The organism is Pseudomonas sp. I2, assembly GCF_040984075.1.
Taxonomy (GTDB): Bacteria; Pseudomonadota; Gammaproteobacteria; order Pseudomonadales; family Pseudomonadaceae; genus Aquipseudomonas; species Aquipseudomonas guariconensis_B.
In genome coordinates, this window is the sequence record NZ_JBCGFQ010000010.1 from 50,813 (window position 1) to 76,742 (window position 25,930).

General features: G+C 65.7%; 28 protein-coding genes. 14 read left to right on the forward strand and 14 right to left on the reverse strand.

Annotated features, from left to right (window positions below):
- Nucleotides 1–9: 9 nt before the first annotated feature.
- Entirely contained in the window at nucleotides 10–1,317 is a 1,308-nt protein-coding gene (locus WCE05_RS07165; protein ID WP_225789788.1) for an FAD-binding oxidoreductase, read from the forward strand.
- Between the two features lie 38 nt (nucleotides 1,318–1,355).
- Here the strand turns inward: WCE05_RS07165 and fadD1 are convergent, their stop codons facing one another.
- Nucleotides 1,356–3,053, reverse strand: coding sequence for a long-chain-fatty-acid--CoA ligase FadD1 (gene fadD1 / locus WCE05_RS07170; protein WP_253101266.1), 1,698 nt, complete (start codon nucleotides 3,051–3,053; stop codon nucleotides 1,356–1,358).
- A gap of 327 nt (nucleotides 3,054–3,380) precedes the next feature.
- Nucleotides 3,381–5,069 (reverse strand): long-chain-fatty-acid--CoA ligase FadD2, encoded by a 1,689-nt coding sequence (gene fadD2, locus WCE05_RS07175; RefSeq protein ID WP_225789790.1) that lies wholly within the window; start codon nucleotides 5,067–5,069, stop codon nucleotides 3,381–3,383.
- Nucleotides 5,070–5,268: 199 nt separating this feature from the next.
- Here fadD2 and WCE05_RS07180 point away from each other — a divergent pair, with 199 nt between their 5' ends.
- Both WCE05_RS07180 and WCE05_RS07185 read left to right on the forward strand, forming a co-directional pair.
- On the forward strand, nucleotides 5,269–6,213 hold the full coding sequence (locus WCE05_RS07180; RefSeq protein ID WP_225789791.1) for an alpha/beta hydrolase: 945 nt from the start codon (nucleotides 5,269–5,271) through the stop codon (nucleotides 6,211–6,213).
- A gap of 42 nt (nucleotides 6,214–6,255) precedes the next feature.
- Nucleotides 6,256–6,726 carry a MaoC family dehydratase gene (locus WCE05_RS07185; protein WP_225789792.1) on the forward strand — a complete coding sequence of 157 codons (471 nt, stop codon included), beginning with the start codon at nucleotides 6,256–6,258 and terminating at the stop codon, nucleotides 6,724–6,726.
- A gap of 18 nt (nucleotides 6,727–6,744) precedes the next feature.
- On the opposite strand, the gene WCE05_RS07190 is transcribed toward WCE05_RS07185, so the two are convergent.
- The 8 genes from WCE05_RS07190 to WCE05_RS07225 form a co-directional block, all read right to left on the reverse strand.
- Nucleotides 6,745–7,989 (reverse strand): RNA polymerase sigma factor, encoded by a 1,245-nt coding sequence (locus WCE05_RS07190; RefSeq protein WP_368815658.1) that lies wholly within the window; start codon nucleotides 7,987–7,989, stop codon nucleotides 6,745–6,747.
- A complete protein-coding gene (locus tag WCE05_RS07195) occupies nucleotides 7,989–8,480 on the reverse strand; it encodes an SRPBCC family protein (protein WP_225789794.1) in 492 nt (163 codons plus the stop codon). Before WCE05_RS07195 ends, WCE05_RS07190 begins: the two co-directional genes overlap by 1 nt.
- A gap of 18 nt (nucleotides 8,481–8,498) precedes the next feature.
- Nucleotides 8,499–8,843, reverse strand: coding sequence for a YciI family protein (locus WCE05_RS07200; protein WP_225789795.1), 345 nt, complete (start codon nucleotides 8,841–8,843; stop codon nucleotides 8,499–8,501).
- 50 nt (nucleotides 8,844–8,893) lie between these two features.
- Nucleotides 8,894–9,319, reverse strand: a complete 426-nt coding sequence (locus WCE05_RS07205; RefSeq protein ID WP_225789796.1) for an SgcJ/EcaC family oxidoreductase — start codon at nucleotides 9,317–9,319, stop codon at nucleotides 8,894–8,896.
- 199 nt (nucleotides 9,320–9,518) lie between these two features.
- On the reverse strand, nucleotides 9,519–10,007 hold the full coding sequence (locus tag WCE05_RS07210; protein WP_253101269.1) for a GyrI-like domain-containing protein: 489 nt from the start codon (nucleotides 10,005–10,007) through the stop codon (nucleotides 9,519–9,521).
- Nucleotides 10,008–10,068: 61 nt separating this feature from the next.
- Entirely contained in the window at nucleotides 10,069–10,713 is a 645-nt protein-coding gene (locus tag WCE05_RS07215; RefSeq protein ID WP_253080905.1) for a LysE family translocator, read from the reverse strand.
- Nucleotides 10,714–10,823: 110 nt separating this feature from the next.
- Entirely contained in the window at nucleotides 10,824–11,780 is a 957-nt protein-coding gene (locus tag WCE05_RS07220) for a threonine dehydratase (RefSeq protein ID WP_225789799.1), read from the reverse strand.
- 238 nt (nucleotides 11,781–12,018) lie between these two features.
- Complete coding sequence (locus tag WCE05_RS07225) at nucleotides 12,019–12,282, reverse strand: DUF2790 domain-containing protein (protein ID WP_225789800.1); 264 nt, start codon at nucleotides 12,280–12,282, stop codon at nucleotides 12,019–12,021.
- Between the two features lie 275 nt (nucleotides 12,283–12,557).
- Between WCE05_RS07225 and WCE05_RS07230 the strand changes: the two genes are divergently transcribed.
- Nucleotides 12,558–13,007 (forward strand): GNAT family N-acetyltransferase, encoded by a 450-nt coding sequence (locus WCE05_RS07230; protein ID WP_368815659.1) that lies wholly within the window; start codon nucleotides 12,558–12,560, stop codon nucleotides 13,005–13,007.
- Here the strand turns inward: WCE05_RS07230 and def are convergent.
- Both def and WCE05_RS07240 read right to left on the reverse strand, forming a co-directional pair.
- Entirely contained in the window at nucleotides 12,962–13,498 is a 537-nt protein-coding gene (gene def / locus WCE05_RS07235; protein WP_225789802.1) for a peptide deformylase, read from the reverse strand. The genes WCE05_RS07230 and def overlap by 46 nt on opposite strands.
- Nucleotides 13,495–14,469 (reverse strand): YihY/virulence factor BrkB family protein, encoded by a 975-nt coding sequence (locus tag WCE05_RS07240; protein ID WP_368815660.1) that lies wholly within the window; start codon nucleotides 14,467–14,469, stop codon nucleotides 13,495–13,497. The genes def and WCE05_RS07240 overlap by 4 nt, the downstream gene beginning before the upstream one ends.
- Before the next feature lie 364 nt (nucleotides 14,470–14,833).
- Between WCE05_RS07240 and WCE05_RS07245 the strand changes: the two genes are divergently transcribed.
- Nucleotides 14,834–15,214, forward strand: coding sequence for a hypothetical protein (locus WCE05_RS07245; RefSeq protein WP_225789804.1), 381 nt, complete (start codon nucleotides 14,834–14,836; stop codon nucleotides 15,212–15,214).
- Nucleotides 15,215–15,219: 5 nt separating this feature from the next.
- On the opposite strand, the gene WCE05_RS07250 is transcribed toward WCE05_RS07245, so the two are convergent.
- The gene (locus WCE05_RS07250; RefSeq protein WP_253080903.1) at nucleotides 15,220–16,056 is read right to left on the reverse strand and encodes a S1 RNA-binding domain-containing protein; all 837 of its coding nucleotides are present in this window, start codon (nucleotides 16,054–16,056) and stop codon (nucleotides 15,220–15,222) included.
- A 122-nt stretch (nucleotides 16,057–16,178) separates the two neighbouring features.
- On the opposite strand from WCE05_RS07250, the gene WCE05_RS07255 reads away from it, so the two are divergent.
- Nucleotides 16,179–17,048, forward strand: a complete 870-nt coding sequence (locus WCE05_RS07255; RefSeq protein ID WP_253080902.1) for a DUF6279 family lipoprotein — start codon at nucleotides 16,179–16,181, stop codon at nucleotides 17,046–17,048.
- A gap of 25 nt (nucleotides 17,049–17,073) precedes the next feature.
- Here WCE05_RS07255 and aceK read toward each other — a convergent pair whose 3' ends face one another.
- Nucleotides 17,074–18,789 carry a bifunctional isocitrate dehydrogenase kinase/phosphatase gene (gene aceK / locus WCE05_RS07260; RefSeq protein WP_225789807.1) on the reverse strand — a complete coding sequence of 572 codons (1,716 nt, stop codon included), beginning with the start codon at nucleotides 18,787–18,789 and terminating at the stop codon, nucleotides 17,074–17,076.
- Nucleotides 18,790–19,001: 212 nt separating this feature from the next.
- Between aceK and WCE05_RS07265 the strand changes: the two genes are divergently transcribed.
- The 8 genes from WCE05_RS07265 to WCE05_RS07300 all read left to right on the forward strand — a co-directional run bounded on the left by WCE05_RS07265 (nucleotide 19,002) and on the right by WCE05_RS07300 (nucleotide 25,930).
- Nucleotides 19,002–19,877, forward strand: coding sequence for a DMT family transporter (locus WCE05_RS07265; RefSeq protein ID WP_253080897.1), 876 nt, complete (start codon nucleotides 19,002–19,004; stop codon nucleotides 19,875–19,877).
- 353 nt (nucleotides 19,878–20,230) lie between these two features.
- Entirely contained in the window at nucleotides 20,231–21,067 is an 837-nt protein-coding gene (locus WCE05_RS07270) for an ABC transporter ATP-binding protein (RefSeq protein WP_225789852.1), read from the forward strand.
- A 41-nt stretch (nucleotides 21,068–21,108) separates the two neighbouring features.
- Nucleotides 21,109–22,110: an ABC transporter substrate-binding protein gene (locus WCE05_RS07275; RefSeq protein ID WP_225789809.1), complete on the forward strand. Its 1,002-nt coding sequence runs from the start codon at nucleotides 21,109–21,111 to the stop codon at nucleotides 22,108–22,110.
- Between the two features lie 28 nt (nucleotides 22,111–22,138).
- Nucleotides 22,139–22,915 carry an ABC transporter permease gene (locus tag WCE05_RS07280; RefSeq protein ID WP_225789810.1) on the forward strand — a complete coding sequence of 259 codons (777 nt, stop codon included), beginning with the start codon at nucleotides 22,139–22,141 and terminating at the stop codon, nucleotides 22,913–22,915.
- Nucleotides 22,912–23,679, forward strand: a complete 768-nt coding sequence (locus WCE05_RS07285) for an SDR family oxidoreductase (protein ID WP_225789811.1) — start codon at nucleotides 22,912–22,914, stop codon at nucleotides 23,677–23,679. Before WCE05_RS07280 ends, WCE05_RS07285 begins: the two co-directional genes overlap by 4 nt.
- A 14-nt stretch (nucleotides 23,680–23,693) precedes the next feature.
- Nucleotides 23,694–24,233 carry a cupin domain-containing protein gene (locus tag WCE05_RS07290; protein ID WP_225789812.1) on the forward strand — a complete coding sequence of 180 codons (540 nt, stop codon included), beginning with the start codon at nucleotides 23,694–23,696 and terminating at the stop codon, nucleotides 24,231–24,233.
- A gap of 3 nt (nucleotides 24,234–24,236) precedes the next feature.
- Nucleotides 24,237–25,106: an alpha/beta fold hydrolase gene (locus WCE05_RS07295; protein WP_368815661.1), complete on the forward strand. Its 870-nt coding sequence runs from the start codon at nucleotides 24,237–24,239 to the stop codon at nucleotides 25,104–25,106.
- Entirely contained in the window at nucleotides 25,103–25,930 is an 828-nt protein-coding gene (locus tag WCE05_RS07300) for an IclR family transcriptional regulator (protein WP_368815662.1), read from the forward strand. Before WCE05_RS07295 ends, WCE05_RS07300 begins: the two co-directional genes overlap by 4 nt.

Sequence of the window (25,930 nt, forward strand, 5' to 3'; positions counted from 1 at the left end):
GGAACGATCATGAATGCAGCAGTGAAGAACGGGACGGCCCAGCGCGCGCCGTCCTACTACAGCGCCACCCTCAACGACCTGACCCAGTACCCGACCCTGCAAGGTACCGAGCAGGTGGACGTGGCGATCATCGGCGGCGGTTTCACCGGCGTGGCCACGGCGGTGGAACTGGCCGAGCGCGGCCTGAAGGTGGCCATCGTCGAGACCAACCGCATCGGCTGGGGCGCCAGCGGCCGCAATGGCGGCCAGGTCACCGGCAGCCTGTCGGGCGACGAGGCCATGCGCACGCAGATGCGCCAGCGCCTGGGCAGCGAGGTCGACGACTTCATCTGGCACCTGCGCTGGCGTGGCCACCAGATCATCGAGCAAAGGGTTGAGCGCTATGGCATCGCCTGCGACCTCAAGCGCGGCCACCTGCACGCGGCGATGAAACCCTCGCACATGGACGAGCTGCGCGCCTTCGAGGCCGAAGCCCAGCGCCGGGGCATGGGCGAGCAGGTGCAGTTGCTCGACCGCACCGCCGTGGCCGAACACCTGCAGAGCCCGCTGTACCTGGGCGCGTTGAAGAACCGCCGCAACCTGCACCTGCACCCGCTGAACCTGTGCATGGGCGAAGCCCGTGCCGCCCACGCGCTGGGCGCGCAGGTGTTCGAAAACTCCGAGGTGCTGGAGATCGTCCATGGCCCGCGCCCGGCGGTGGTCACCGCCCAGGGCCGCATCGAGGCGCGCCAGGTGCTGCTGGCTGGCGATGTCTACCACCGCCTGGAAAAACGCCAGCTCAAGGGCAAGATCTTCCCCGCCATGGGTGGCATCGTCACCACCGCGCCACTGGGCGAGCTGGCCGAGCAGATCAATCCCCAGGACCTGGCGGTCTACGACTGCCGCTTCGTCCTCGACTACTACCGCCTGACCGCCGACAAGCGCCTGCTGTTCGGCGGTGGCGCCAACTACTCGGGCAAGGATTCGCGGGACATCGAAGGCGAGCTGCGCCCGTGCATCGAACGCACCTTCCCGGCGCTCAAGGGCGTGCCGATCGAGTTCCAGTGGAGCTGCGCCATGGGCATCGTGGTCAACCGCATCCCGCAGTTGGGCAAGCTCTCGGACAACGTCTGGTACTGCCAGGGCTACTCCGGGCACGGCATCGCCACCAGCCACATCATGGGCGAAATCATGGCCGAGGCCCTGACCGGTACGCTGGAAAAGTTCGACACCTTCGCGGGGTGCAAGCACATCAAGGTGCCGATGGGGGATCTGTTGGGCAACCCGCTGCTGGCGGCGGGGATGTGGTACTACCAGATGCTGGAGAAGCTGCGCTGACCTGGAGCTTGGGGCCGCCTCACGGCCCCGATAGCCAATCAGGCGATCTTCTTCAGGCCCTGTTTCTTCAGCTCTTCGTCGCGCAGTTCGCGGCGCAGGATCTTGCCGACGTTGGTGGTCGGCAAGACATCGCGGAACTCGATATAGCGTGGCACCTTGTAGCCGGTGACGTTGGCACGCATGTGCTCCATCACCTGCTCCTTGGTCAGGGTCATGCCCGGCTTGACCACGATGAACACCTTGATCACCTCGCCGGACTTCTCGTCCGGCACGCCGATCGCCGCGCATTGCAGCACGCCCGGCAGGCCGGCGAGCACGTCTTCCAGCTCGTTCGGGTAGACGTTGAAACCCGACACCAGGATCATGTCCTTCTTGCGGTCGACGATGCGCATGTAGCCGTCCGGCTGGATCACGGCGATGTCGCCGGTCTTCAGCCAGCCGTCCTGGTCGAGGATCTCGGCGGTGGCTTCTTCGCGCTGCCAGTAGCCCTTCATCACCTGCGGGCCCTTGACGCACAGCTCGCCCACCTCGCCCAAGGCCAGCTCGCGGCCGCTGTCGTCGATGACCTTGCACAGCGTCGAAGGCACCGGGATGCCGATGGTACCGATCTGGTTGGCCTCTGCCGGGTTGACCGCCGCTACCGGGCTGGTCTCGGTCATGCCGTAGCCTTCGCAGATGGCGCAGCCAGTCACGGCCTTCCAGCGCTCGGCCACGCTCAGTTGCAGGGCCATGCCACCCGACAAGGTGATCTTCAGCGCCGAGAAGTCCAGGGCGCGGAAGGCGTCGTTGTTGCACAGGGCGACGAACAGGGTATTGAGCCCGACGAAGCCGCTGAACCGCCACTTGCCCAGCTCCTTGACCATGGCCGGCAAGTCGCGCGGGTTGCTGATGAGCACGTTGTGGTTGCCGATCAGCATCATGGCCATGCAATGGAAGGTGAAGGCATAGATGTGGTACAGCGGCAGCGGGGTGATGAGGATCTCGCACCCTTCCTGCAGGTTCGACCCCATCAGCGCCCGGCACTGCAGCATGTTGGCCACCAGGTTGCGGTGGGTCAGCATGGCGCCCTTGGCAACGCCGGTGGTGCCACCGGTATACTGCAGCACGGCAACGTCGTTGGGCTGCGGATTGGCCTCGGTCACCGGCCCGCCCTTGCCCAGGGCCAGGGCATCGTTGAAGCGTATGGCGCCAGGCAGGCTGTAGGCCGGCACCATCTTCTTCACGTACTTGATCACACTGTTGATCAGCACGCGCTTGAGCGGGGGCAGCAGGTCGGCCACCTCGGTGACGATGACATGCTTGACCTGGGTCTTGGGCACGACCTTCTCGGCCAGGTGCGCCATGTTGGCCAGGCAGACCAGGGCCTTGGCACCCGAGTCGTTGAACTGGTGCTCCATCTCCCGCGCGGTGTACAGCGGGTTGGTGTTGACCACGATCAGGCCGGCGCGCATGGCGCCGAACACGGCCACTGGGTATTGCAGGACATTGGGCAGTTGCACGGCGATCCGGTCGCCGGGCTTGAGGTCGGTATGCTGTTGCAGCCAGGCGGCGAAGGCCCCCGACAGGGCATACAGCTCGCCGTAGGTGATGGTCTTGCCCAGGTTGCTAAAGGCCGGCTTGTCGGCAAAGCGTTGGCAGGACTGCCGAAGCACCGCCTGGATGTTGGGGAATTCGTCAGGATTGATTTGTGCCGTAATCCCGGCGGGGTACTTATCCTTCCAAAAATTTTCGATCATGGAAGCCCACTCCTTCAGCAACAGCGAATTCGTCACGTGTTGTGCGTTTATTATTGATATGGGATGACGGCTCATTGCAACCGGATCCTCTGGAAGCGCGCCGAGAGTAACAGCTTTGCCGGGGGTCGCCTAGAGGCCAAAACGGCCCAACTGGTCACAAAAATGACTCAAAGAATGATGCAGGTCATTTTTAGAGTATTAACTTGAAAGCTGCAAGCTATCAGCCTCAAGCTGCAAGAAAGAGCGACGCCGAACGCTCTATCTCGCGGCTCGAAGCTTGGAGTGTCGGGCGATGCGGAACGCTTTTTCTTGCAGCTCGAAGAAAACTCAGGCGATATCGCGCAGCTCGCGGCGCAGGATCTTGCCCACCGGGGTCATGGGCAGGGATTCACGCAGGACGATATGCTTGGGCACCTTGTAGCCGGTGAAGTTGGCCTTGCAGAAGGCCTTGAGTTCCTCGATGCTCAGCCCCGCCTCGCGCGGCACCACGAACAGCTTGACCGCCTCGCCGGAGCGCTCGTCCGGCACGCCGATGGCCGCACAGTTGGCCACCTGCGGGTGGGCCATGACCACATCCTCGATCTCGTTGGGGTACACGTTGAAGCCCGAGACGATGATCATGTCCTTCTTGCGGTCGACGATGCGGGTGAAGCCGTCCGGATCGATCACCGCGATGTCGCCGGTCTTCAGCCAGCCCTCGGCATCGAGGGTCTGTGCGGTGGCCTCGGGTTGGCCCCAGTAGCCCTTCATCACCTGCGGCCCCTTGATGCACAGCTCGCCGCGCTCGCCCAGGGGCAGTTCGTTGCCGTCGTCGTCGATGACCTTGAACGCCGTGCCCGGCACCGGGATGCCCACGGTGCCCAGGCGCGCCAGTTCACCATAGGGGTTGGTGCTGGCCACCGGCGAGGTCTCGGTCAGGCCGTAGCCTTCGACGATACGGCAGCCCGTCAGTTGCTCCCAGCGCTCGGCGGTGGCCTTGACCAGCGCAGTGCCGCCGGAGTTGGTGACCTTGAGCGCGGAAAAGTCCAGGGACTTGAAGCCGGGATGGTCCATCAGCGCGACGAACAACGTGTTCAGGCCCAGCAACGCCGAGAAACGCCACTTGCCCAGTTCCTTGATGAACCCAGGGATGTCGCGGGGATTGGTGATCAGCACGTTGTGGTTGCCGGTGACCATCATGCACATGCAGTTCCCCGTGAACGCATAGATGTGGTACAGCGGCAGCGGCGCGATCATGACCTCCTGGCCCTCCTTGATCAGCGGCTGCCCGTCCGGGCCGTGCTGGGAGAAACAAGCCAGCACCTGCAGCATGTTGGCCACCAGGTTGCCGTGGGTGAGCATGGCGCCCTTGGCCAAGCCCGTGGTGCCACCGGTGTACTGCAGCACGGCGATGTCGTCGAGGGTCAGCGCCACCGGCTTGTGGACTTGCGCCCGGCCCTGGCGTAGCACCTGCTTGAACGACACGGCCTGGGGCAAGTGGTAGGCCGGGACCATCTTCTTCAGCTTGTCGACCACGGTATTGACCAGCCATCCCTTGGCGGTCGGCAGCAGGTCGCCCATCTTCGCCTCGATCAGGTACTCGATGCCGGTATCGCCCAGCACTTCCTGCACACGCTTGCCGAACATGTTCAGGTAGACCAGGGCGCGGGCGCCGGAGTCCTTGAACTGGTGGCGCATCTCGCGCTCGGTGTAGAGCGGGTTGGTGTTGACCACGACCAGGCCGGCACGCATCGCGCCGAACACGGCGATGGGGTACTGCAGGACGTTGGGCATCTGCACCGCGATGCGATCGCCCGGGGCCAGGTCGGTGTGCTGTTGGAGCCAGGCGGCGAAGGCCGCGGAATGGCGCTCCAGTTCGGCGTAGGTGAGGGTCACGCCGAGGTTGCTGAACGCCGGACGGTCGGCGAAGCGCTTGCAGGAGCGTTCGAAGACCTCGACGACGGATGTGTAGGCGTTGATGTCAATGGTGGAAGGCACGCCCGCCGGGCGTTTGTCATTCCAGAAGTCGGCTTGCATTTATTGTTGTTCCTCTGCCTGGACCGTCCCTGACCTGATTGCCTGATGCAAAAAGGCGTTGAGCCGACGTTAGCAGGTAACCCGGAGGTGGCAAATACGCCAAGTGCTGCCATTAACATTGTGAATCTTATTTGTGCCCTTCCTGCAATCCTGCCCGTTGCGCATACACTGTCTCGAACCCAGGAGCAAAGGATCCGCCATGCCCCATGACGCCTTCTGGCTGCCGGCCAGCGAGCATTGCAGCCTGTATGTCCACCAGTGGCTGCCGAGCTCGCCGGTCAAGGCCGTGGTGCTGCTGGCCCATGGCATGGCCGAGCACGCCGGGCGCTACCAGCGCCTGGGCCATGCCCTGAGCGACGCCGGCTTCGCCCTGCTCGCCCCGGACCTGCGCGGCCACGGCCGCACCGCCGAGCTGGGCAGCCTGGGCCTGTTCGCCCGCCGGCACGGTTGGGAGGCCGTGGTCAACGACCTGGGCCTGCTCGCCCAGCACATCGGCCAGCAGTTTCCCGGCACCCCGCTGTTCCTGTTCGGCCACAGCATGGGCAGCTACATCGCCCAGGCCTACCTGTTGCACCACAGCGCCAGCCTGCAGGGGGCGATCCTCAGCGGCTCCAACTACCAACCGGCGGCGCTGTACCGTGCTGCTGGCCTGATCGCCCGGCTCGAAGCCTGGCGCCAGGGGCCGCAGGGCAAGAGCGCGCTGATCGAGTGGCTGTCGTTCGGCGCGTTCAACAAGGCCTTCAAGCCCAATCGCACCGCCTTCGACTGGCTCAGCCGCGACGCCGCCGAGGTCGACCGCTACCTCGCCGACCCGCTGTGCGGCTTTCGCTGCTGCAACCAGCTGTGGCTCGACCTGCTCCATGGCCTGGCGCAGATCAGCCAGCCGAAGAACCTGGCGCAGATCGACCCGAACCTGCCGATCCTGGTGCTCGGTGGCGACTGTGACCCGGTCAGCGCCGGCAAGCGCCTGAAGGGCCTGGCCGGCGCCCTGCGTGCCACCGGCAACCGGCATGTACAGCTGCGTCTCTACCCCCAGGCACGGCACGAACTGCTCAACGAGACCAATCGCGACGAGGTCACCGCCGATATCCTCGGCTGGCTGGAGCAGGCGCTGGCCCTGGGCCGACCTGCCCGCAGCGAATGATGTACACTCCCCCGTCCGCCCTCTCAAGGAAACCCCGCCCCGATGACCCAGGTCACCAATACGCCCTACGAAGCCCTCGAAATCGGTCAGAAAGCCAGCTACGAGAAGTCCGTCGAAGAACGCGATATCCAGCTGTTCGCCGCGATGTCCGGTGACCACAACCCGGTGCACCTGGATGCCGAGTTCGCCGCCAAGAGCATGTTCCGCGAGCGGATCGCCCACGGCATGTTCAGCGGTGCGCTGATCAGCGCCGCGGTCGCCTGCACCCTGCCCGGCCCCGGCACCATCTACCTGGGCCAGCAGATGAGTTTCCAGAAGCCGGTGAAGATCGGCGATACCCTCACCGTGCGCCTGGAAATCCTCGAGAAACTGCCCAAGTTCAAGGTGCGTATCGCCACCAACGTGTACAACCAGCACGACGAGCTGGTGGTCGAAGGCGTGGCCGAGATCCTCGCCCCGCGCAAGCAGCAGACCGTCGAGCTGGTCAGCCCGCCGAACTTCGTCGCCAGCTGATCCTGGGCACGGCCTCGCTCAAGAGGTACCCAACGTTTTCAGGCGGCGTTCGATATGCCGCCGCTCCGGCCCCTGGCGGGTAAGCGCCAGGGCTTGGCGCCAGGCATCCCGCGCCTGCTCGGCCTGGCCCAACTGGTGATGCAGCTCGGCCCGGGCGGCATGGGCCAGGTGATAGTCGAGCAGTTCGCCACGGGCCAGGATCGCCTCGACCGCCGCCAGCCCGGCCCGCGCCCCGTCCCGCCTGGCCAGCGCCGCCGCCCGGTTCAGCTCCACCACCGGCGACGGCCAATGGCGCTGCAGCACATCGTACAGCCCGACGATCTCGTCCCAATCCGTTTCCTCGGCACTGGCGGCCTCGGCATGCACCGCGGCGATCGCCGCCTGCAGGCTATAGGCGCCATACTCCCGGCTACGCAACGCCTGGCGTACCAGGCGGCAACCTTCGTCGATCCGCTCCCGGTCCCACAGGCTGCGATCCTGCTGGTCGAGCAGCACCAGTTCACCGTCGGCATCGCTGCGCGCGCGCAGCCGCGAGGCTTGCAACAGCATCAGCGCCAGCAGGCCGAGCACTTCCGCATCCGGCAGCAACTGGGCCAGCAGGCGGCCAAGGCGGATCGCCTCGTCGCACAGCTCACGCTGCATCAGGTCTTCACCCACAGACGCCGAATAGCCCTCGTTGAACACCAGGTAGATCACCCGCAACACGCTTTCCAGGCGCTCGGGCAGTTCGGCCAGCGCCGGTACCTGATAGGGGATGCGCGCGTCACGGATCTTGGCCTTGGCACGGACGATACGCTGGGCGATGGTCGCCGGGCTCTGCAGGAAGGCACGGGCGATCTGCTCGGTGGTCAGGTCGCAGACTTCGCGCAGGGTCAGCGGTACCTGGGCGTCGGCGGCCAGGGCCGGGTGACAGCAGGTGAAGATCAGTCTCAGGCGGTCGTCCACCAGCAATTCCTCGTCGCCAGGATCCTGCGCCTGCCCCTCCAGGAGCAGGATCAGCTCCGCCTGGGAACGGTCGAAACGGGCGCGCCTGCGCAGTGCGTCGATCGCCTTGAAACGGCCAGTGGACACCAGCCAGGCCCGAGGGTTGTCCGGAATGCCGTCGCGCTGCCAGCGCTCGACGGCAATGAAGAAGGCATCATGCATGGCCTCCTCGGCCAGGTCGAAGTCGCCCAGCAGGCGGATCAGGGTCGCCAGGACGCGCCGGGAATCGCGGCGGTAGACCGCCTCGACCTGGGCGCGCACCTGCTGCGCGTCGGCCATCAATCCGGCATCCGCTGGGTCACCACCTCGACCAGACGGTCCAGGCTCTCCCCCCAGCCCTCGTGGAAGCCCATTTCTTCATGGGCGCGGCAGTCAGCGGCATTCCAGTGCCAGGCGCGGGCGGTGTAGCGGGTCTTGCCCTGCTCCTCGTCGAAGGTCACCACCGCGGTCATGAACGCCTTGTCGGAGGGTACCCAACCCGGCCCGAAGGCATCCGTGAACACCAGCCGCTGCGGTGCGACGATCTCGAGGAACACCCCCTGGTTGGGATACTCGGTCCCATCGGGGGCGCGCATCAGGGTACGCAGCACCCCGCCGACCCACAGCTGCAGCTCGCATTCCGGGGTGGTCATGCCATGGGGGCCCCACCATTGCGTCAGCCACTGGGGGTCGGTCCAGGCGCGGAACACCTTGGCCGGCGGTGCATCGATCAAGCGGCTGATGGACAGTTCATGCTGCGCCTGTCCCAGGCCTGGTTGTGCAAGGCTCATGCGTGTCGTTCTCCGTTGTCAGGGTTGCAACTCGCGCACCGGCCGCACCTCGACGCTGCCGACCCGCGCCGCCGGAATCCCCTTGGCGATGTTCAGCGCCTCGTTGAGGTCGCGGGCATCGACCAGGTAGAAACCGGCCAACTGTTCCTTGGTCTCGGCGAAGGGACCGTCGGTCAAGCTCATGCGTCCACCGCGCATGCGCACCGTGGTGGCGGTCTGCACCGACTTGAGCGCCTCGGCCGCGAGCATGCGCCCGCCATTTTGCAAGGACTCGGCATAGGCCATGCACTCGGCGTCTTCGGGGCTGTCGGGCAGGCTGTGCAGCAGCCCTTCGTCACAATAGACCAGGCACAGGTATTTCATGGTCGTCTCCAACGCTACGCAGGGGTGGGTTTGCCGATGAGCGGCCGCGATCAGGGCTTGAGGTCGAACATGGCTTTCTGGGTTTCCATGTCGAACGGTGCCGACCAGTGCTCGTGGATGACCTGCCACTGCCCGTCCCTACGACGATAGCCGACGGTGGCGCGCATGAAGCCGCACTGGCTTTCGTCGTCCGCCGGGCCGCAGCGGTTGAGCCAGTGGGCCAGGCCCAGGTCGCCGTCGGCATAGACGGTCAGTTGCGTCAGTTCGAAGACCATGGGGCCGGTGCAGTGGCTCATGCACATTTCCCAGTGGGCCTGGTAGTCGGCCTTGTTCTTGAACTGCAAGGCCTGGATGGCATCGAACGCCACGATGTCGTCGGCATAGGGCGCGGCGATCGCCTCCAGGTCGCGGTCGCGCACGGCCTGCATCCAGCGCTCGATCAGTTGGCGGATCTCGGTTTCGGCTGCGGTGTTCATCGGTGTTTCCTCCGATCGGTCATGAGCGGGTGACGCCGGGAACATCCGGCGCCTTCACTCCTGGTCGAACGGTGATCGGGGAAATCGACAGGGCATGGAAAAAAATTTTCGCACCAGGCCGGGAAGGTGAGGCCGGGGCTTGGCGGCACTTTGTCATTTTAGGGCTGCCTTGCAGCCCAGATGGGCCCTGGCGGACCTGCTAGCCCCCCATGACCCGCTCAAGCGGAATCCAGACCTCCATCACCGCACCAGGGTCGGTAGGATCGAACCCCGCCGGATAGCGCTCGAACACCGCCGCATTGGCCGAACGCTCGCCCGAGGCCGGCAGCCACTGCTCGAAGATGGCATCGAAGGTATCCTTGATGCCTTGCAAGCTGCCACGATGCTCGAACACGGCATAGCGCTGGGGGGCGAGCGTCAACGTACTGAAGCCCTCGGGCAGGCCGCCGGCCTCGGTCACTTCGACGCCTGCCAGGTAGTCGAACCCGCCCTGCCCGTCCGGGTGGTAGCACACGCCATAGCTGTCCAGGCCATGCTGCCCCGGCACGCAGCCGATATGCGGGCCGAAACGCTGCCACAGGCGTGGCAGCCCACTGATGTCGCGCATGTCGAAGCGCTCGGCGAAGCCGGCGAGGAGCAGTGCCCTGCCATCTTCGTAACGGGAAGGGGTGATGGGTGTCGCGGTCATGTCCATTGCCTTTGTGAGCCCACACGAATGCGCCAGCGTAGCGCGGATACGCCCCGCCGGGCTATAGGGCCGGGCTGGCCAGGATGAACTCGCGATAGCCAGAAACGATCACGTAGACGGCGAAATAACAGAAAATCGCTGCCGATAGCAGGTAGGACCAGGTCAGCAAGCGGTCCCCCAGAAGGCGTCCACCATGACTGGCGATGCCACACAGGCCCAGGCACCAGACCAGCCCGGCGGCGAAGAAGCCGCCGAGGAACAACCCGGCCTCCAGCAGGCTGCCGCCACCGGAGCGAGAGATCAGCACCCCGCCCACGGCGGCGAACCAGAGGATCGCACTGGGCGAGGACATGGCCAGGAAGATCCCACGCAGGAACTCCCGCCAGCCCGACTCCAGCACCACCTGCCCACGGGCCTCTAGGTGGCCACCCCGCCAGGCCGCCAGCAACATCTTCACGGCGAACCAGGCCAACAGCACCGAGCCGCCCAGCCAGAGCCCCCAGCGCACCGCCTCGAACTGCAACAGCACGGTCATCCCCGCCAGCGCCGCGACGGCGTACAGCAGGTCACCGACGCAGGTTCCCAGGCCCAGCCAGAAGCCCTGGAGGAAACCCCGGCGCATGGCCAGGGTGATCATGGCGATATTGGCGACACCGATGTCCAGGCACAGGGACAGGCTGAGAAGAAAACCGTTGGAAAAAGGCATGCGGCACTCGTTTGCGGGACGAAGATCTGAGGCAGGCGCCATTGTGCCTGAGCGATGCAACTGGCGCTTACATTCGCCTTCCAGACGAGGTAGATCGCAAAAACACGCCCTCAGTCCCCAAGCAAGACCCGTGCATAGCGCTCCCGGTCCACATTCGCCCCGCTGAGCACTACCGCCACCCGCTTGCCAGCCTGGCGCTCGCGCTCCTGGATCAGCGCCGCCAGGGCTGCGGCGCCGGCGCCTTCGGCGGTGTTGTGGGTGGCTTCGTGGTAGAGGCGCATGGCCGCGGCGATCTCGCGGTCGTCGACGCGGACGATACGCGCGGCATGCGCCTGGACCAGGGCGAAGGCATCAGGATGGGGCACGCGGCAGGCCATGCCATCGGCGAAAGTGTCGGCGGTGGCGGTGGTGACGATGCGGCCCTGCTCGATGCTCTGGGCGTAGGCGTCGGCGGCGCTGGAGACCACGCCAACGATCTGCGTGCGCAGCCCCAGCAGGTTGCGCGCCTGGATCAGCCCACAGATCCCCGAACCCATGCCGATCGGCACATAGACGCAGTCCAGCTCGCCAACCGCCTCGAACAGCTCCAGCGCGTAGGTAGCCACGCCGCGCACCAGCTCCGGGTGGAACGACGGCACCCTCTCGTAACCCAGCGTCTCGGCCAGCCTGGCGGCCTCCTCACGAGCCACGTCGAAGTCGACGCCATGCTCCACCAGCTCGGCGCCCAGGGCGCGCATGGCGGCGTTCTTCTCCGGCGAATTGCCCTGCGGCACCACGATCACCAGCGGCAAGCCGGCCTGGCGCGCGGCCAGGGCCATGCTCTGGCCGTGGTTGCCGCGAGTGGCCGTGACCAGCCCACGTGGCGGCTTGCCGCTGGCCAGCCGCGAGCGCACGTAGACCAGCCCGCCGCGTACCTTGAAGGCACCGGTGGGCGCATGGTTCTCGTGCTTGACCCACACCTGGCAGCCCAACCGCTCGGCCAGCAACGGCCAGGCGTGCTGTGCAGTAGGGGGAACGTGCTGGCGAACGAAAGTGGCGGCTTCGCGCAGGGCGGGCAGGTCGAACATGGCGATCATCCTTCATCGGGCAAGAAAGACCCGATCCTAAGCCCGTCCCGGCTTAGGGGTAAAACTTTATATGCGCGGGGCACTGCCATGAAGCCGCCTGCCATAGGGGCCAGCGGTACTCACGAATCACGTGTCATACAGAGAATTGGGAGCCGGCTTGCCGGCGATGGGCTGCAAGGCAGCCCCAATGCCGCTTGACCGACTGGCATTGGGGCACGCCCGCGAATGGTCCACTGCCTCAACCTTGGCTGCAGCCCTCGCCCATGGCCCGGTACTGGAGGATATGGATCTGGCCCTGGTGATCCTCGTAGGTCATGGTGGCCGGTACCACTTCGCAAACATTGGGGATGGTCGACAGGCTGATCACCCGTTTGATGTCCAGGTGGGTGGAATAGTCGTACTGCTGGACCACAGGTTGGGTGGAGGTGGTCTGGGTCTGGGCCTCGTCTGCGAGGGCGAACGAGGACATACCGACCAATGCAAGAATCAGTAATGGTTTCATGGGCGTTGACCTTGAAAAGCAATCAAGCTGATCGATTGACTTCATATGCCGTCACGGCGCGGATGAAGTTGTCATCGACTGCGAAGATGACACGAAGTACCGATCCCGCTTCGTACTGCCTGGGGGGATGAGTGAAAGTTTACTCCCCGCCTGAAATACTTGAACCCCATACTCGGACATTCACCCTTGCGGGATTTGCAACAATCTGCGACAAAATGCCCGGCACGCGCTCCCAGCAGCGACAGCATCGACCCAGCCCCCATATCGAACCGCCCATGCCTGCATTCCATTGCCGCCCCCTGATCGGCCCCGAACGCCGCCTGCTCGAGCACTTCTACCGCCAGCACGGCGCACGCATGCGCGCGGTCGCCGACGGCCAGCAGTGGGTGGCGCGGGAAGGTGGCATCATCGCGGGATTGAACCTCGGCGCGGTCGACGGCGGGCAATGGCTCACCGGCCTGTTCGTGGCGCCCCAGTGGCGCGGCCACGGGGTAGCCAGCCAGCTCATCGATACGGCGCTGGCAGAAACGGGCGGGCCCACCTGGCTGTTCTGCCACCCAGACCTGCAGCCCTTCTATCAGCGCCTGGGCTTCACAGCGGCCTACGACCTGCCCGAGGCCCTGGCCGCCCGGCTGGCGCGCTACCAGCGCAGCAAGCGCCTGGTGGCGCTGGTGCGCGATCAGTCGTCGCCGCCCTCCAGCCCGGGGAACAGCACCTCGGTGTAGCCGAACCGGCTGAAGTCCTGGATCCGCGAGGGGTACAGACGGCCGATCAGGTGGTCGCACTCGTGCTGCACCACCCGGGCATGGAAACCATCGGCAAAGCGATTGATCGGGTTGCCCTGGGGGTCGATGCCCTCGTAGCGGATGTGCTTGAAGCGCGGCACCACACCCCGCAGGCCGGGCACCGACAGGCAGCCCTCCCACCCGTCCTCCACCTCGGGAGACTGTGGCTCGATCAGCGGGTTGAGCAGGATGGTCTGCGGCACAGGCTCGGCGTCCGGGTAGCGTTCGCTGCGCTCGAAGCCGAAGATCACCAGTTGCAGGTCGACACCGATCTGCGGTGCGGCCAGGCCCACGCCGCCGACATGGCGCATGGTCTCGAACATGTCGTCGATCAGTTGCTGCAGCTCGGCGCTGCCGATCATCTGCGCCGGCACCGGCGGGGCGATGCGCAGCAAGCGCTCGTCGCCCATCTTGAGGATGTCTCGGATCATCGGGGGTTCGACTCCGGGGTCTTGGGTTCGGAGGTCTTGGATCCGGCCGCCTGCGGATGCTCATGACCGAGCACGGTCAGGGTCTGCTTGGATGTGCTGCCTTGGAAGTCCTTGTCGCTGGGGTTCTTGCCTTCGGCCGACATGTGCTCGATCACCGCGTTCATCTCGGCGCCGAGCAGCAGCACGGCGGCGGAAATGTAGAAATACAGCAACAGCACGATGATCGCACCGATGCTGCCATACATGGCGTTGTAGTCGGCGAAGGTCTTCACGTAATAGCCGAAGGCCAGCGAGGCGACGATCCACACCACCACCGCCAACACCGAGCCTGGAGTGATGAAGCGAAACTTCTGCTTCACATCGGGCATGACATAGTAGATCAACGCCACGGCCACCATCATCAGGATGATGATCGCCGGCCAGCGCAGGATGGTCCACACCGTGACGATCACCTCCTGCATGCCGATCTGCGCGGCGATCCACTCCATCACCTGGGGCCCTAGGACCATCAACGCCGCCGCCACCAGCAGCATGCCGGCGATGCCGATGGTGTAGATGATCGACAGCGGGACGCGCTTCCACACCGGACGCCCCTCCGGCACATCGTAAGCGGCGTTCATCGCGCTCATCATCAGGCGCACACCGGCCGAGGCGGTCCACAGGGCGATGACGATACCCACCGAGAGCAGCCCGCCCTTGGACTGCTGCAATTGGTCGATCACCGGGTTGACCTGCTCCAGGGCCTGGGGCGGCAGCACCAGTTCGGACTGCAGGCGCAGCCAGGAGAAGAAGTCCGGCAGGTGCAGGAAACCGATCAGGGCGATGAGGAACAGCAGGAACGGGAACAGCGAAAACAGCATCTGGTAGGCCAGCGCGGAAGCATAGGTGGACATCTCGTCATCGAGAAATTCGCTGACGGTGCGCACCAGCACGCGGTGCAGGGGCAGGCCGCGCAGGTCGGGAAAAATCATAGCGTCTCCTTTCGCCGCTCTATCGTCTTCAGGCCGCCGGCTGAGCTCGGCAGGCCTCCTTACAGTGCATGCAAGTCTAATAGACCACGCAAGTGCCGTTGCTGCTCATTGACCGGACAAAAAGAAAACGGCGCTTGCCCTGGTGACTGCACCGGACAGCCCATTCGCGGGCAAGCCCCTCCCACAAAGGCCGAGCCGTTCACACATGATGCGACTTGCAGGGCCATGTGGGAGCGGGCTTGCCCGCGAATGGAGCCAGCGCCGAACCTCCGGATCACGCCGTGCCCATAGCAGCCGCCTTGCCCCACCAACCGCTACCCCGCACAATGTCAGGCCTTTCACGCGTCAACCCGCAGGAACCTGCATGAAACTCGACAAACCCACCGCCATCGCCCGACGCAACCAGGCGCTGGCCCGGCCGGTGCTCAACCGCGACAACACCCTGCTCGCCATCCTCGACAAGAAACGCAACCTGTGGTGGTTCGACGTGCCGGTGGCGCTGCTGCGCAAGGGCCAGCCCGACTGGGTCAACCTGCTGCTGCACACCCCCGAGACCGACGAGCTGCAGCACCTGAAGGTGCCGACCAGCTACCTGCGCGCCCACCAGGAGCAAATGGAAGTCCGCCACCCCGGCAAGCGCCGCTCGACCATCAGCCTGGCGCTGAGCGCCGACCGCGACTCGCTGCTGCGCGATACCCGTCCGGGCGGCGAGCAACTGGATTTTCGTGCCTTCGTGCAGGCCTGACTCGATCAGGCCTTTTCGATGCGATCGTCATGGATGACGATGCGCCCCTGCTTGAACAATCCGCCAATGGCCTTCTTGAAGTTGCCCTTGCTGACGTTGAACAGCTTGCTGATCAGCGCCGGGTCGCTCTTGTCGCACACCCCCAGCACCCCGCCTTCGGCCTCCAGGCGCGCCATGATCTGCTCCTGCAGGCTGTCGGCCAGGGCAGCGCCAACCGGTTGCAGGCTCAGGGCGATCTTGCCGTCGTGGCGCACTTCCTTGATGAACCCTTTCTCGTGCATGCCCGAACGCAGGAACTTGAACACCTCGTTCTTGTGGATCAGGCCCCAGTGGCGGTTGTTGATGATGGCCTTGAAGCCCATGGGCGTCTGCCCGGCCACCAGCAGCTCCACCGGCTGCCCGACCTGGTAGTCGGCCGGGGTCCGGTCCAGGTAGCGGTCCAGGCGCGCCGTGGCGGTGATACGCCGGGTGCGTTTGTCGAGGTAGGCGTGCACCACGCAATAGTCGCCGATCTTCAGCGGGCGCGATTCCTCCGAGTAGGGCATCAGCAGGTCCTTGGACAGGCCCCAGTCGAGGAAGATACCGGCATTGTTGATGTCCTTGACCTTGAGGCTGGCGAACTCGCCGACCTGGATCCTGGGTTGCTCGGTGGTGGCGATCAACTGGTCTTCGCTGTCGAGGTAGACGAACACGTTGAGCCAGTCATCCAACTCGGTGGGCGTGTCCTTGGGGATGTAGCGCCTGGGCAGGAGGATCTCGCCGTCGGCGCCGCCGTCCAGGTACAGGCCGAAGTCCACGTGTTTCACGATTTGCAAACTGTTGTAACGCCCAAGCAAAGCCATTTCCGAAGATCCTCAAGACAAGACGGCTATTCTACACCTGAACCCGCCCGGCCGCCTGGCCGTAGGTACGCAGGCCTCGCCCATGCGTCCAGCGCCCGGCCCGTTTCAGCAAGGATTCGCCCATGCCTGCACACCCGCCCCGCACGCTGCGCACCGCCCTGATCGTCCTGGTCTTGGCCCTGGCCGTGGTGGCCTGCAGCCGCATCGACCTGGCCTACCGCAACCTCGACGTGCTGGTGCCCTGGTCGCTGGGCGACTACCTGAACATGAACCGCCAGCAGAAGGCCTGGCTCGACCAACGCCTCGAGCAGCACCTGGCCTGGCACTGCCAGACCGAGTTGCCTGGCTACCTGGACTGGCTCGAGCAGATCCGCCGGATGATCGCCACCGACCAGGTCACCGACCAGGCCCTGCAACAGCGCATCGTCGAGGCGCGCCAGGCCATCGGCCGGGTTGCCGAGGCGATCACCCCTTCGGCGACCGAACTGCTGCGCGGCATGAGCGACGAGCAGGTCGGCGAGATGCGCCAGGCCTTTCGCGACGACATCCGCAAGCGCCAGGCCCGCTACGTCGAGACGCCGCTGTCCCGGCAGATCGAGGCACGCGCCGAGCGCATGGAGAAGCGCCTCAAACCCTGGCTGGGCGAGCTCAATGCCACACAGCGCCTACGGGTATTGACCTGGGCCCAGGCCCTGGGCGACCAGAACCGCCAGTGGATCGCCAACCGCGCCCATTGGCAGCAGCAACTGCTGCTGGTGATGAACCAGCGTGACACCCCAAGCTTCGAGCCACGCCTGGCGCAGTTGCTGCAGCGCAAGGAAAGCCTGTGGACGCCGGAATACCGCATCGCCTTCCAGAACAGCGAACAGCAGACCCGCCACCTGCTGGTGGACCTGATGAAACAGAGCACCCCGGGCCAGCGCCAGTTCCTGCAGGAGCGGCTGGCCAAGGTGCGCAGCGATTTCAGCGGGCTCAAGTGCATGCAGGGGTGAAGCTGCCCCTGGCACCGACCTTCGCTCAACGCCCCTTGCGCCGGTATGGAAACACATCGATCACCTTCCCTTCGCGGATCGCCGCCTGCAACCCCTTCCAGTAGTCGGCGTCGTACAGCTCCCCATGCAAGCGGCTGAACAGCCGCCGCTGGCCGATATCGGCGAACAGGAACGGCGGGAACTCCTCGGGAAACACATCGTGGGGCCCGATCGAGTACCACGGCTCGCCAGACATCTCGTCCTCCGGATAGCGTGGCGGCGGGATGTGGCGGAAGTTCACCTCGGTCAGGAAACTGATCTCGTCGTAGTCGTAGAACACCACCCGGCCATGGCGGGTGACGCCGAAGTTCTTCAGCAGCATGTCGCCTGGGAAGATGTTCGCCGCCGCCAGTTGCTTGATGGCCAGGCCGTAGTCCTCCAGCGCCTCCAGTACCTGGGCCTCGCTGGCCTGCTCCAGGTAGAGGTTGAGCGGCGTCATGCGCCGTTCGGTCCAGCAGTGGCGAATCAGCACCGTGTCGCCCTCCTCGACCACGGTCGACGGCGCCACTTCCAGCAATTCGGCCAGGCACTGCGGTTCGAACTTGCTCCTGGGGAAGCGGAAATCGGCGAACTCCTGGGTATCGGCCATGCGCCCGACGCGATCGACGCTCTTCACCAGGCGGTACTTGTCGATCACCGTGGCCCGGTCGACGGTCTTGGATGGCGAGAAGCGGTCCTTGATGATCTTGAACACGGTGTTGAAGCCCGTCAGGGTGAACACGCTCATCACCATGCCCCGCACCCCGGGCGCCATGACGAAACGGTCGTCGGTCGCGGCCAGGTGGTTGATCAGCGCCCGGTAGAACTCCGACTTGCCGTGCTTGTAGAAACCGATCGAGGTGTACAGCTCGGCGATGTGCTTGCCCGGCAGGATGCGCTTGAGGAAATTGACGAACTCCGCCGGCACCGGCACGTCGACCATGAAGTACGAGCGGGTGAAGGAGAAGATGATCGACACCTCGGCTTCATCGGTGATCAACGCGTCGGCCTCGATGCCGTGCCCCTCGCGATGCAGCAGCGGGATCACCAGTGGCCACTGCTCGTCCGGGGTGTAGAGCCGCCCGACCAGGTAGGCGCCCTTGTTGCGGTAGAGCACCGGGCAAAACAGCTCCACGGCCAGCGCCGGGTCCTTGCACACCCAGTCCGGCAGGCACTCGCGCAGTTGCTCTTCCAGGCGTGCCACGTCGCCCTCCAGGTCGCCGTAGGGCACGCTGAACGGGTAATCGGCGAAGATCGCCCGCAACAGCCCCTTGAGGCTGCCGTCAGGCTGGTAGGTGCGGGTCTGGGCGGCGCGCTCGTGGCCGCGTATCGACGGGCGGGTGGTATGGATGAACATGCAGCCATCGTTGATCAGGTCATGGCTGAACAGGCTGCAGAAGATCGAGTTGTACCAGGTCTCGGAGAGTTCGTCGTCCAGGCGAGGGTCGATCAGGCGGATGTAGGCGCTCTTGACCAGCGGCCACTGCTCCACGTCCAGCAGCACGTCCTCGGCGAACCCCTGGCGCAGCCAGCCGTTGACCTCGCCGACCTTCTCTTCGTACAGGTTGATGCGCGCGGCCGCCGACCGCTGGATCTCCTGCCAGAGCGCCTGCTCGAAGCGCTCGCGGGCGCCGAGGGTGATACGGCGGAAATGCTCGCGGTAGTCGTCGAAGCCATCGAGGATCATCCGGGCGATCTCGGCCGCCGGCCATGACTGGGACATGCAGGGGACCTCTGTGCTGGGGTTCAAGGGGTGAGCTTAGGTCCTTTTGCAGTGTTCGAGGGGGCCTTTCGCGGCCCCAATAGATCGAGCGATCGAATCGCCTCTCCCGCAGGCCCCAGGCCGTCCGACAGGATTGCATAGCAAGAAAGGACAAGAAACGCCCCTCCACCGTGGCGTACACTCGCGCCCCTGCCTTGCCACCGGAGACCGCTGTGAGCCCCATCGCCCTCGCCCGCCTGCTGACCCTTGCCGCCGTCTGGGGCGCGAGCTTCCTGTTCATGCGCATCATCGCCCCGGAGCTCGGCACGTTGCCGACCGCATTCTTCCGGGTGTCGATCGCCTGCCTGGGGCTGATGGCCATCCTCGCCGCCGCGCGCCTTCCCTGGCACTTCGACGGTAAGCTCGGCGCCTGCCTGGTGCTGGGCATGATCAACTCGGGCATCCCCGCCACCTTCTATTCGGTGGCGGCCCAGGTGCTGCCGGCCGGCTACTCGGCGATCTTCAATGCCACCACGCCCCTGATGGGCGTGCTGATCGGCACGCTGTTCTTCCGCGAGCCGATGACCCTGGCCAAGCTCTGCGGCATCTTCCTCGGCCTGTTCGGCGTCGGCATCCTCAGCGGCGCCGGCCCGGTCGCCCTGGACCTGGCCTTGCTGCAAGGGGCCATGGCCTGCCTGGCAGCGACCACCTGCTACGGCTTCGCCGGGTACCTGGCCAGGCGCTGGGTCAGCGGCCTGGACAGCCGCCTGTCGGCCCTGGGCAGCATGCTCGGCGCCACCCTGCTGCTGACCCCGCTGTTCGCCTGGAGCGCCCTGAGCCAGCCGCCGGCCAGTTGGGGCGGCTGGGAGGTGTGGTCGTCGCTGCTGGGCCTGGGGCTGCTGTGCACGGCGTTCGCCTACATTTTGTACTTCCGCTTGCTGGGCGAGATCGGGCCGGTCAAAGCCAGTACCGTGACCTTCCTGATCCCGGTGTTCGGCGTGCTGTGGGGGGCATGGCTGCTGGACGAGCCGCTGTCGATGGCGCACCTGTATGGTGGCGTACTGATTGGCCTGGCGTTGTGGCTGGTGCTGCGGCCCTCGCGGGCTTGAGGTCGGCTGCTGGCAGCGGGGCTGCAAAGCAGCCCCAAAGAGGCCACACCGCAGCGCCCCGGTTTCACCCCTGAAACAATTACGTAACGTTGTTTCCTACACCGTTACCAGAAACGCCCTTCTTCTTCGCACCTTCATTTTGCCGTGCCCTGCCGCTGTGCAATTTCGTGCCATATAGAAAACCGCGTTTCATATATAAAACGCAGCGTTTTTTGCCGAATCCCTTCAAGCCATTAATAAACAAGCACTTTTTCAATTAAACAGGCGCATTCAGCTACCTGGCATTGTTCATGCACTAAACGGCGTACCACCTATAAAACAGACCAGAGAGCTCCCCAATGGCTGTGAAAGAGATGTACGCAATTGCCCAGCGCTGGGATACCCCATCCCCCCAGGACGCCCCGGCACCGACGGAAATCGAGTTTCACAACGTCGGCAAATGCTTCAAGGCCAAAGGCCAGCCCGAAGCGCCTTTCGCCATCCGTGGCGTGAACTTCAAGATCCGCCGTGGCGAAGTGGTGTCGATCATCGGCCCATCCGGCTGCGGCAAGAGCACCATCCTCAACATGGGCTCGGGCCTGTACCGCCCCAGCGAGGGCGAGGTGCGGGTCGGTGGCGAGGTGGTGAACGGCCCGGTGTCCAAGGTCGCCTTCATGCTGCAGAAAGACCTCTTGATGCCCTGGCGCAGCATCCGCCGCAATGTCGAACTGGGCCTGGAGATCCAGGGCATGCCCGCCGCCAAGCGCCAGCCGATCGCCGAGGATCTGCTCAAACGCTGCCACCTTCAAGGCTTTGCCGACCACTACCCGTTCCAGCTGTCGGGTGGCATGCGCCAGCGCGCCGCCCTGGCCCGCACCCTGGCCATCGACCCGCAGGTGCTGTTCCTCGACGAGCCGTTCTCGGCCCTCGACGCCCAGACCAAGATGATCCTGCAGCAGGACCTGGCACGGATGCTGTTCGAAGAGAAGAAGACCGCGCTGTTCATCACCCACGACCTGGTCGAGGCGATCGCCCTGTCCGACCGCCTGCTGGTCATGAGCGCGCGCCCCGGCACCATCATCGAAGAAATCGAAATCGACCTGCCGTTTCGCGAGAACCCGCTGGAGCGCCGCAAGCTGCCCGAGATCGGCCCCCTGGCCGGGCGCCTGATGGAGCTGCTGAAAGTCGGCGAAGACACCGAGCTGCATTGAGCAACGCACCCAACGGCCCATCCACCGACTCAGGAGTACGCATGTTCACGTCATTCTTCAAGCGCCTGGCACCAACCTCCCTGCTGGCCCTCGGCCTGGGCCTGGCCCTGCAGGCCAGCGCCGAGCCGACCAAGGTCACCTACCTGCTGCCGGCACCGCCCAGCTCGCCGGCCTTCGCCCCCTGGATCATCGCCAAGGAAAAGGGCTACTACAGCGACCGCGAGCTGGACGTCACCTTCATCGCCGCCAAGGGCGGCGTCGATGTGGCCAAGCAGATCGGCGCCGGCAATGCCATGGTCGGCGGTGCCATCGGCGATACCCCGATCATCGTGCGCGCCAATGGCATCCCGGTGCGCGCCGTGGCCGTGCTCGGGGGCGGTGGGGTCACCATGATCGCCACCAACGCCGACGAACACATCCGCTCGGTGAGCCAGCTCAAAGGCAAGACCCTGACCGTGATGTCCTATTCCGACACCACCTACTACGCCCTGCTCGCCTCGCTGCGCAAGGCCGGCCTGGGCAAGAACGATGTGGACATCCAGGCCGCCGGCCCGTCCGGTGTCTGGCAACTGTTCTCGGCGAACAAGTCCCAGGCCATGGCCGCCGTGCCGGACTGGGTGGTCAACGCCGAGGAGGCCGGGGTCAAGCTCGAACTGATCCCCCGCGAGCAGATCTTCGAGAGCATGGCCCAGGCCATCCTCGCCTCCGACGACGCCATCGCCGAGCACCCCGACGTGGTCCGTGGCGTGGTCCAGGCCACCCTGCAGGGCATGCGCGACATCATTCAGGACCCGAAGGCCGCCGCCGCCACCTTCGCCCGCGCCGTACCGGCCTACGCCGGCAAGGAAGCCTCGCTGGAGAAGACCCTGCGCCTCTACGTGCAGCACGTCTACGCCGATCAGCCGGTGCTCGGCCGTATCGACCCGGCACGCCTGGACACGGTGCGCAAGTTCTATGTCAGCGAAGGCATCGTGACCAAGGCGCCAGCGCTCGACGAGCTCTACAGCAACCAGTTCATCGAAACCAATACCGCGGCCAAGTGACGGCCAACGCAACCAAGGTAATCGCCCGATGAGAAACCTCAACACCTCCGTGCTCGGCAGCGTCGCCCTGCTGGTCCTCTTCCTCGTGGTCTGGCAGTGGGGTCCGGGGCTGCTCGGCATGCCCGAGTTCGTCATGCCGCAGCTCAGCCGCGTCGCCCAGGAAAGCCAGCTGATGTGGCAGACCGGCAACCTGCTGCAGCACACCCTGATCACCGCCTTCGAGATCATCGTCGGCTTCGCCCTGGGCGCCCTGCTGGGCGTGATGATCGGGGTGTCGCTGGGCCTCTCGCCCTCGGCCGAGGCCATGCTCTCGCCGTACATCCTGGCCCTGCAGATCGCCCCCAAGGTGGCCTTCGCCCCGCTGTTCGTGATGTGGCTGGGCTACACCATCTACCCGAAGATCCTGATCGCCATCCTGATCGTGTTCTTCCCGGTGATGATCAACGTGCTCTCGGCCATCCGCACGGTCGACCCGGACATGATCAACCTGGTGCGCACCATGAACGCCAGCCGCTGGCAGATCTTCCGCCTGGTGGAGTTCCCCTCGGCCATGGCCGCGCTGTTCTCCGGGCTGCGCATCGCCTCGACCCTGGCCGTGATCGGGGTGACCGTCGGCGAACTGGTCGGCGGCAACCAGGGCCTGGGCTTCCTGCTGGTGGACGCCGAAGGCCAGGGCAACACCGCCGGGGTGTTCGTCGCCATCGTCATGCTCACCCTGATCGGCGTGCTCGCCTACGGCGCGGTGGTCTGGGCCGAGAAGCGCGTCCTGCACTACCTCCCCAAAGCCATGCTGAGTAGCCAATGATGAGTACCTTCAACAACCTGCTCGCAGGCCGCCGGGTGCTGGTCACCGGTGGCGCCAGGGGCCTGGGCTACGCCTTCGCCCAGGCCATCGCCCAGGCCGGTGCCCGCGTGGTGATCGCCGATGTGCTCGCCGGGCGTGTGCAACAGGCCGCCTGCGACCTGTCGGCCCAGGGCCTGGACGTCAGCGGCGTGACCCTGGACCTGGCCAGCCCCGCATCCATCGACGCCTGCGTCGAGCGCACGGTCAAGCGCCTGGGTGGCCTCGACGGCCTGGTCAACAACGCCTCGATCACCAATTCCGGCGGCAAGAGCTGCGAGGAGCTGGACATCGAGACCTGGGACCAGGTCATGCAGGTCAACGTCCGCGGCACCTGGCTGATGACCCGTGCCTGCCTGCCGGCCCTGCGTGCCAGCGGTCGCGGGGCGGTGATCAACCTGGCCTCCGACACCCCGCTGTGGGGCGCGCCGAACCTGCTGGCCTACGTCGCCAGCAAGGGTGCAGTCATCGCCATGACCCGCAGCCTGGCCCGCGAGCTGGGCAACGACAACATCACCGTCAATGCCATCGCCCCCGGCCTGGTGCTGGTCGAGGCCACCGCCTACGTGCCCGAGGCCCGTCACCGCCTGTACACCGAACAACGGGCCATCCAGCGCCCGCAACTGCCCGACGACGTCAGTGGCGCCGTGCTGTTCGCCCTGTCCGACCTGTCGCGCTTCATCACTGGACAAACCCTGCCGGTCAACGGCGGGTTCGTCATGCCCTGAGCAAGGAGAAGACCATGACCGACCTTTCAGCCCAACACGACGCCCCCAAGTCCTGGGAACAACCCGCCGGGACCGACCTGGCCGGCTGGATGCAGACGCGCATCGCCCGCTACGAGACCCGCCGCTACGACTGGGATGCCCTGAAGTTCCAGGCCGATTACGACCCCAAGTTCCGCCGTGCGCAGATGCGCTACGTGGGCACCGGCGGCACCGGTGTCAGCAGCGACATGAACACCATCCCCTCCGAGCACTTCACCTTCTCCACCATGGTCATCCCGGCCGGCCATGAAGGCCCGCCCCACCTGCACACCGACGTCGAGGAAGTGTTCTTCGTGCTGCGCGGCAAGCTCAAGGTGATCATCGAGAAGGACGGCGAGCGCTTCGAGACCGTGCTCACCGACCGCGACCTGATCTCGGTACCGCCAGGGGTCTACCGCGAGGAGATCAACATCGGCGATGAAGACGCCCTGATGTGCGTGATGCTCGGTGCCAAGAAACCCGTGACCCCGACCTATCCGCCAGCCCACCCGCTGGCCTCGATCAAGCGCGGCTGAGCCATGGACCCGGTCATCGACAATCCCGTCGCGCCGTTGCTGCGGCAACTGCAGCACGGCTTCGCCGAACGCGTGCTGGGCCTGGACGACGGCCCGCAGGCCGTGCGCGAGGCGGGCAGCGGCGCGGCCATCGTGCTGCTGCACGGCATCGGCTCGGGCGCCGCGTCGTGGCTGCAGGTGGCCCTGGCGCTGGGCCAGCGGGCGCGGGTCATCGCCTGGGACGCCCCCGGCTATGGCCAGTCCGCGCCCTTGCCGATGGCCGCACCGAAGGCTTGCGACTACGCCCGACGCCTGGAGCAGTTGCTCGACGCCCTGGACATCGAGCGTTGCGTGCTGGTCGGGCACTCCCTGGGCGCACTGACCGCGGCGGCCTTCGCCCAAGCCCAGCCTGGCCGGGTCAGCCGCCTGGTGCTGCTCAGCCCGGCCCGTGGCTACGGCGCGCCTGAACTGGCCGAGCAAGGCCGGGCGGTACGCGCCAAGCGGCTGGACAACCTGCAGCGCCTGGGCATCGCCCGCATGGCCCAGGCACGCAGCGCACACATGCTCTCGGCGACGGCCAGCGCCACGGCCCTGGCCTGGGTGCAGTGGAACATGGCGCGCCTGCACGCGCACGGCTACCGCCAGGCGGTCGAGCTGCTGTGCGGCGACCATCTGCTGCGCTACAGCCGCCAGGCCGTGCCCTGCGAAGTGCACTGCGGCAGCGCCGACGGCATCACCCGACCCGAAGACTGCCAGACCGTGGCCGACGCCTTCGACGCGCCCTTCACCCTGATTGCCGGTGCCGGCCATGCCTGCGCCATCGAACAACCCGATGCGGTGACCGGGCGCCTGGCCCTGGCACTGGACGCTTCCCCCACAGGTACTGTGCTATGAACGATACGGATTCGTTGAAAGACAACCAGGACAAGTACATCGTCCCTGGCCTCGAGCGCGGCTTGCTGCTGCTGTGCGAATTCAGCCGGCAGAACCGTACCCTGACCGCCCCGGAGCTGGCCCGGCGCCTGGCGCTGCCCCGCTCGACCATCTTCCGCCTGCTGACCACCCTGGAGACCATGGGCTTCGTCACCCGCAGCGGCAACGAGTACCGCCTGGGCATGTCGGTGCTGCGCCTGGGCTTCGAATACCTGGCGTCGCTGGAGCTGACCGAACTGGGCCAGCCGCTGCTGGCCCACCTGTGCGACCGCCTGAACTACCCGAGCAACCTGGTGGTGCGCGACGGTCGCTCGATCGTCTACGTGGCCAAGGTTTCGCCGCCCTCGGTGTTCTCCACCGCCGTCACCGTCGGCACCCGCCTGCCCGCCCATGCCACGGTGCTCGGGCGCATCCTCCTGGCCGACCTGAGTCTGGCCGAGCTGCGCGAGCTGTACCCGGAAGAACACCTGGAGCAGCACTCGCCGTGCACCCCGAAAACCGTGCTGGAGCTGTTCGACCTGGTGCAGACCGATCGCCTGCGCGGCTATGTCAGCGGCGAAGGTTTCTTCGAGTCGACCATCTCCACCGTCGCCGCCCCCGTGCGCGACGCCAGTGGCCGAGTGGTCGCCGCCCTGGGGGTGACCATCCCCACCGTGCAGGTCAACCACATCAACTTCGACAACCTGCTCGGTCAGGTCCGTGGCAGCGCCGACGAGTTGTCCAGGCTGCTCAACTACACGCCCCACAGCGGCCAAGGCCGTGTCACCGCGTTGATGAGGGACTGA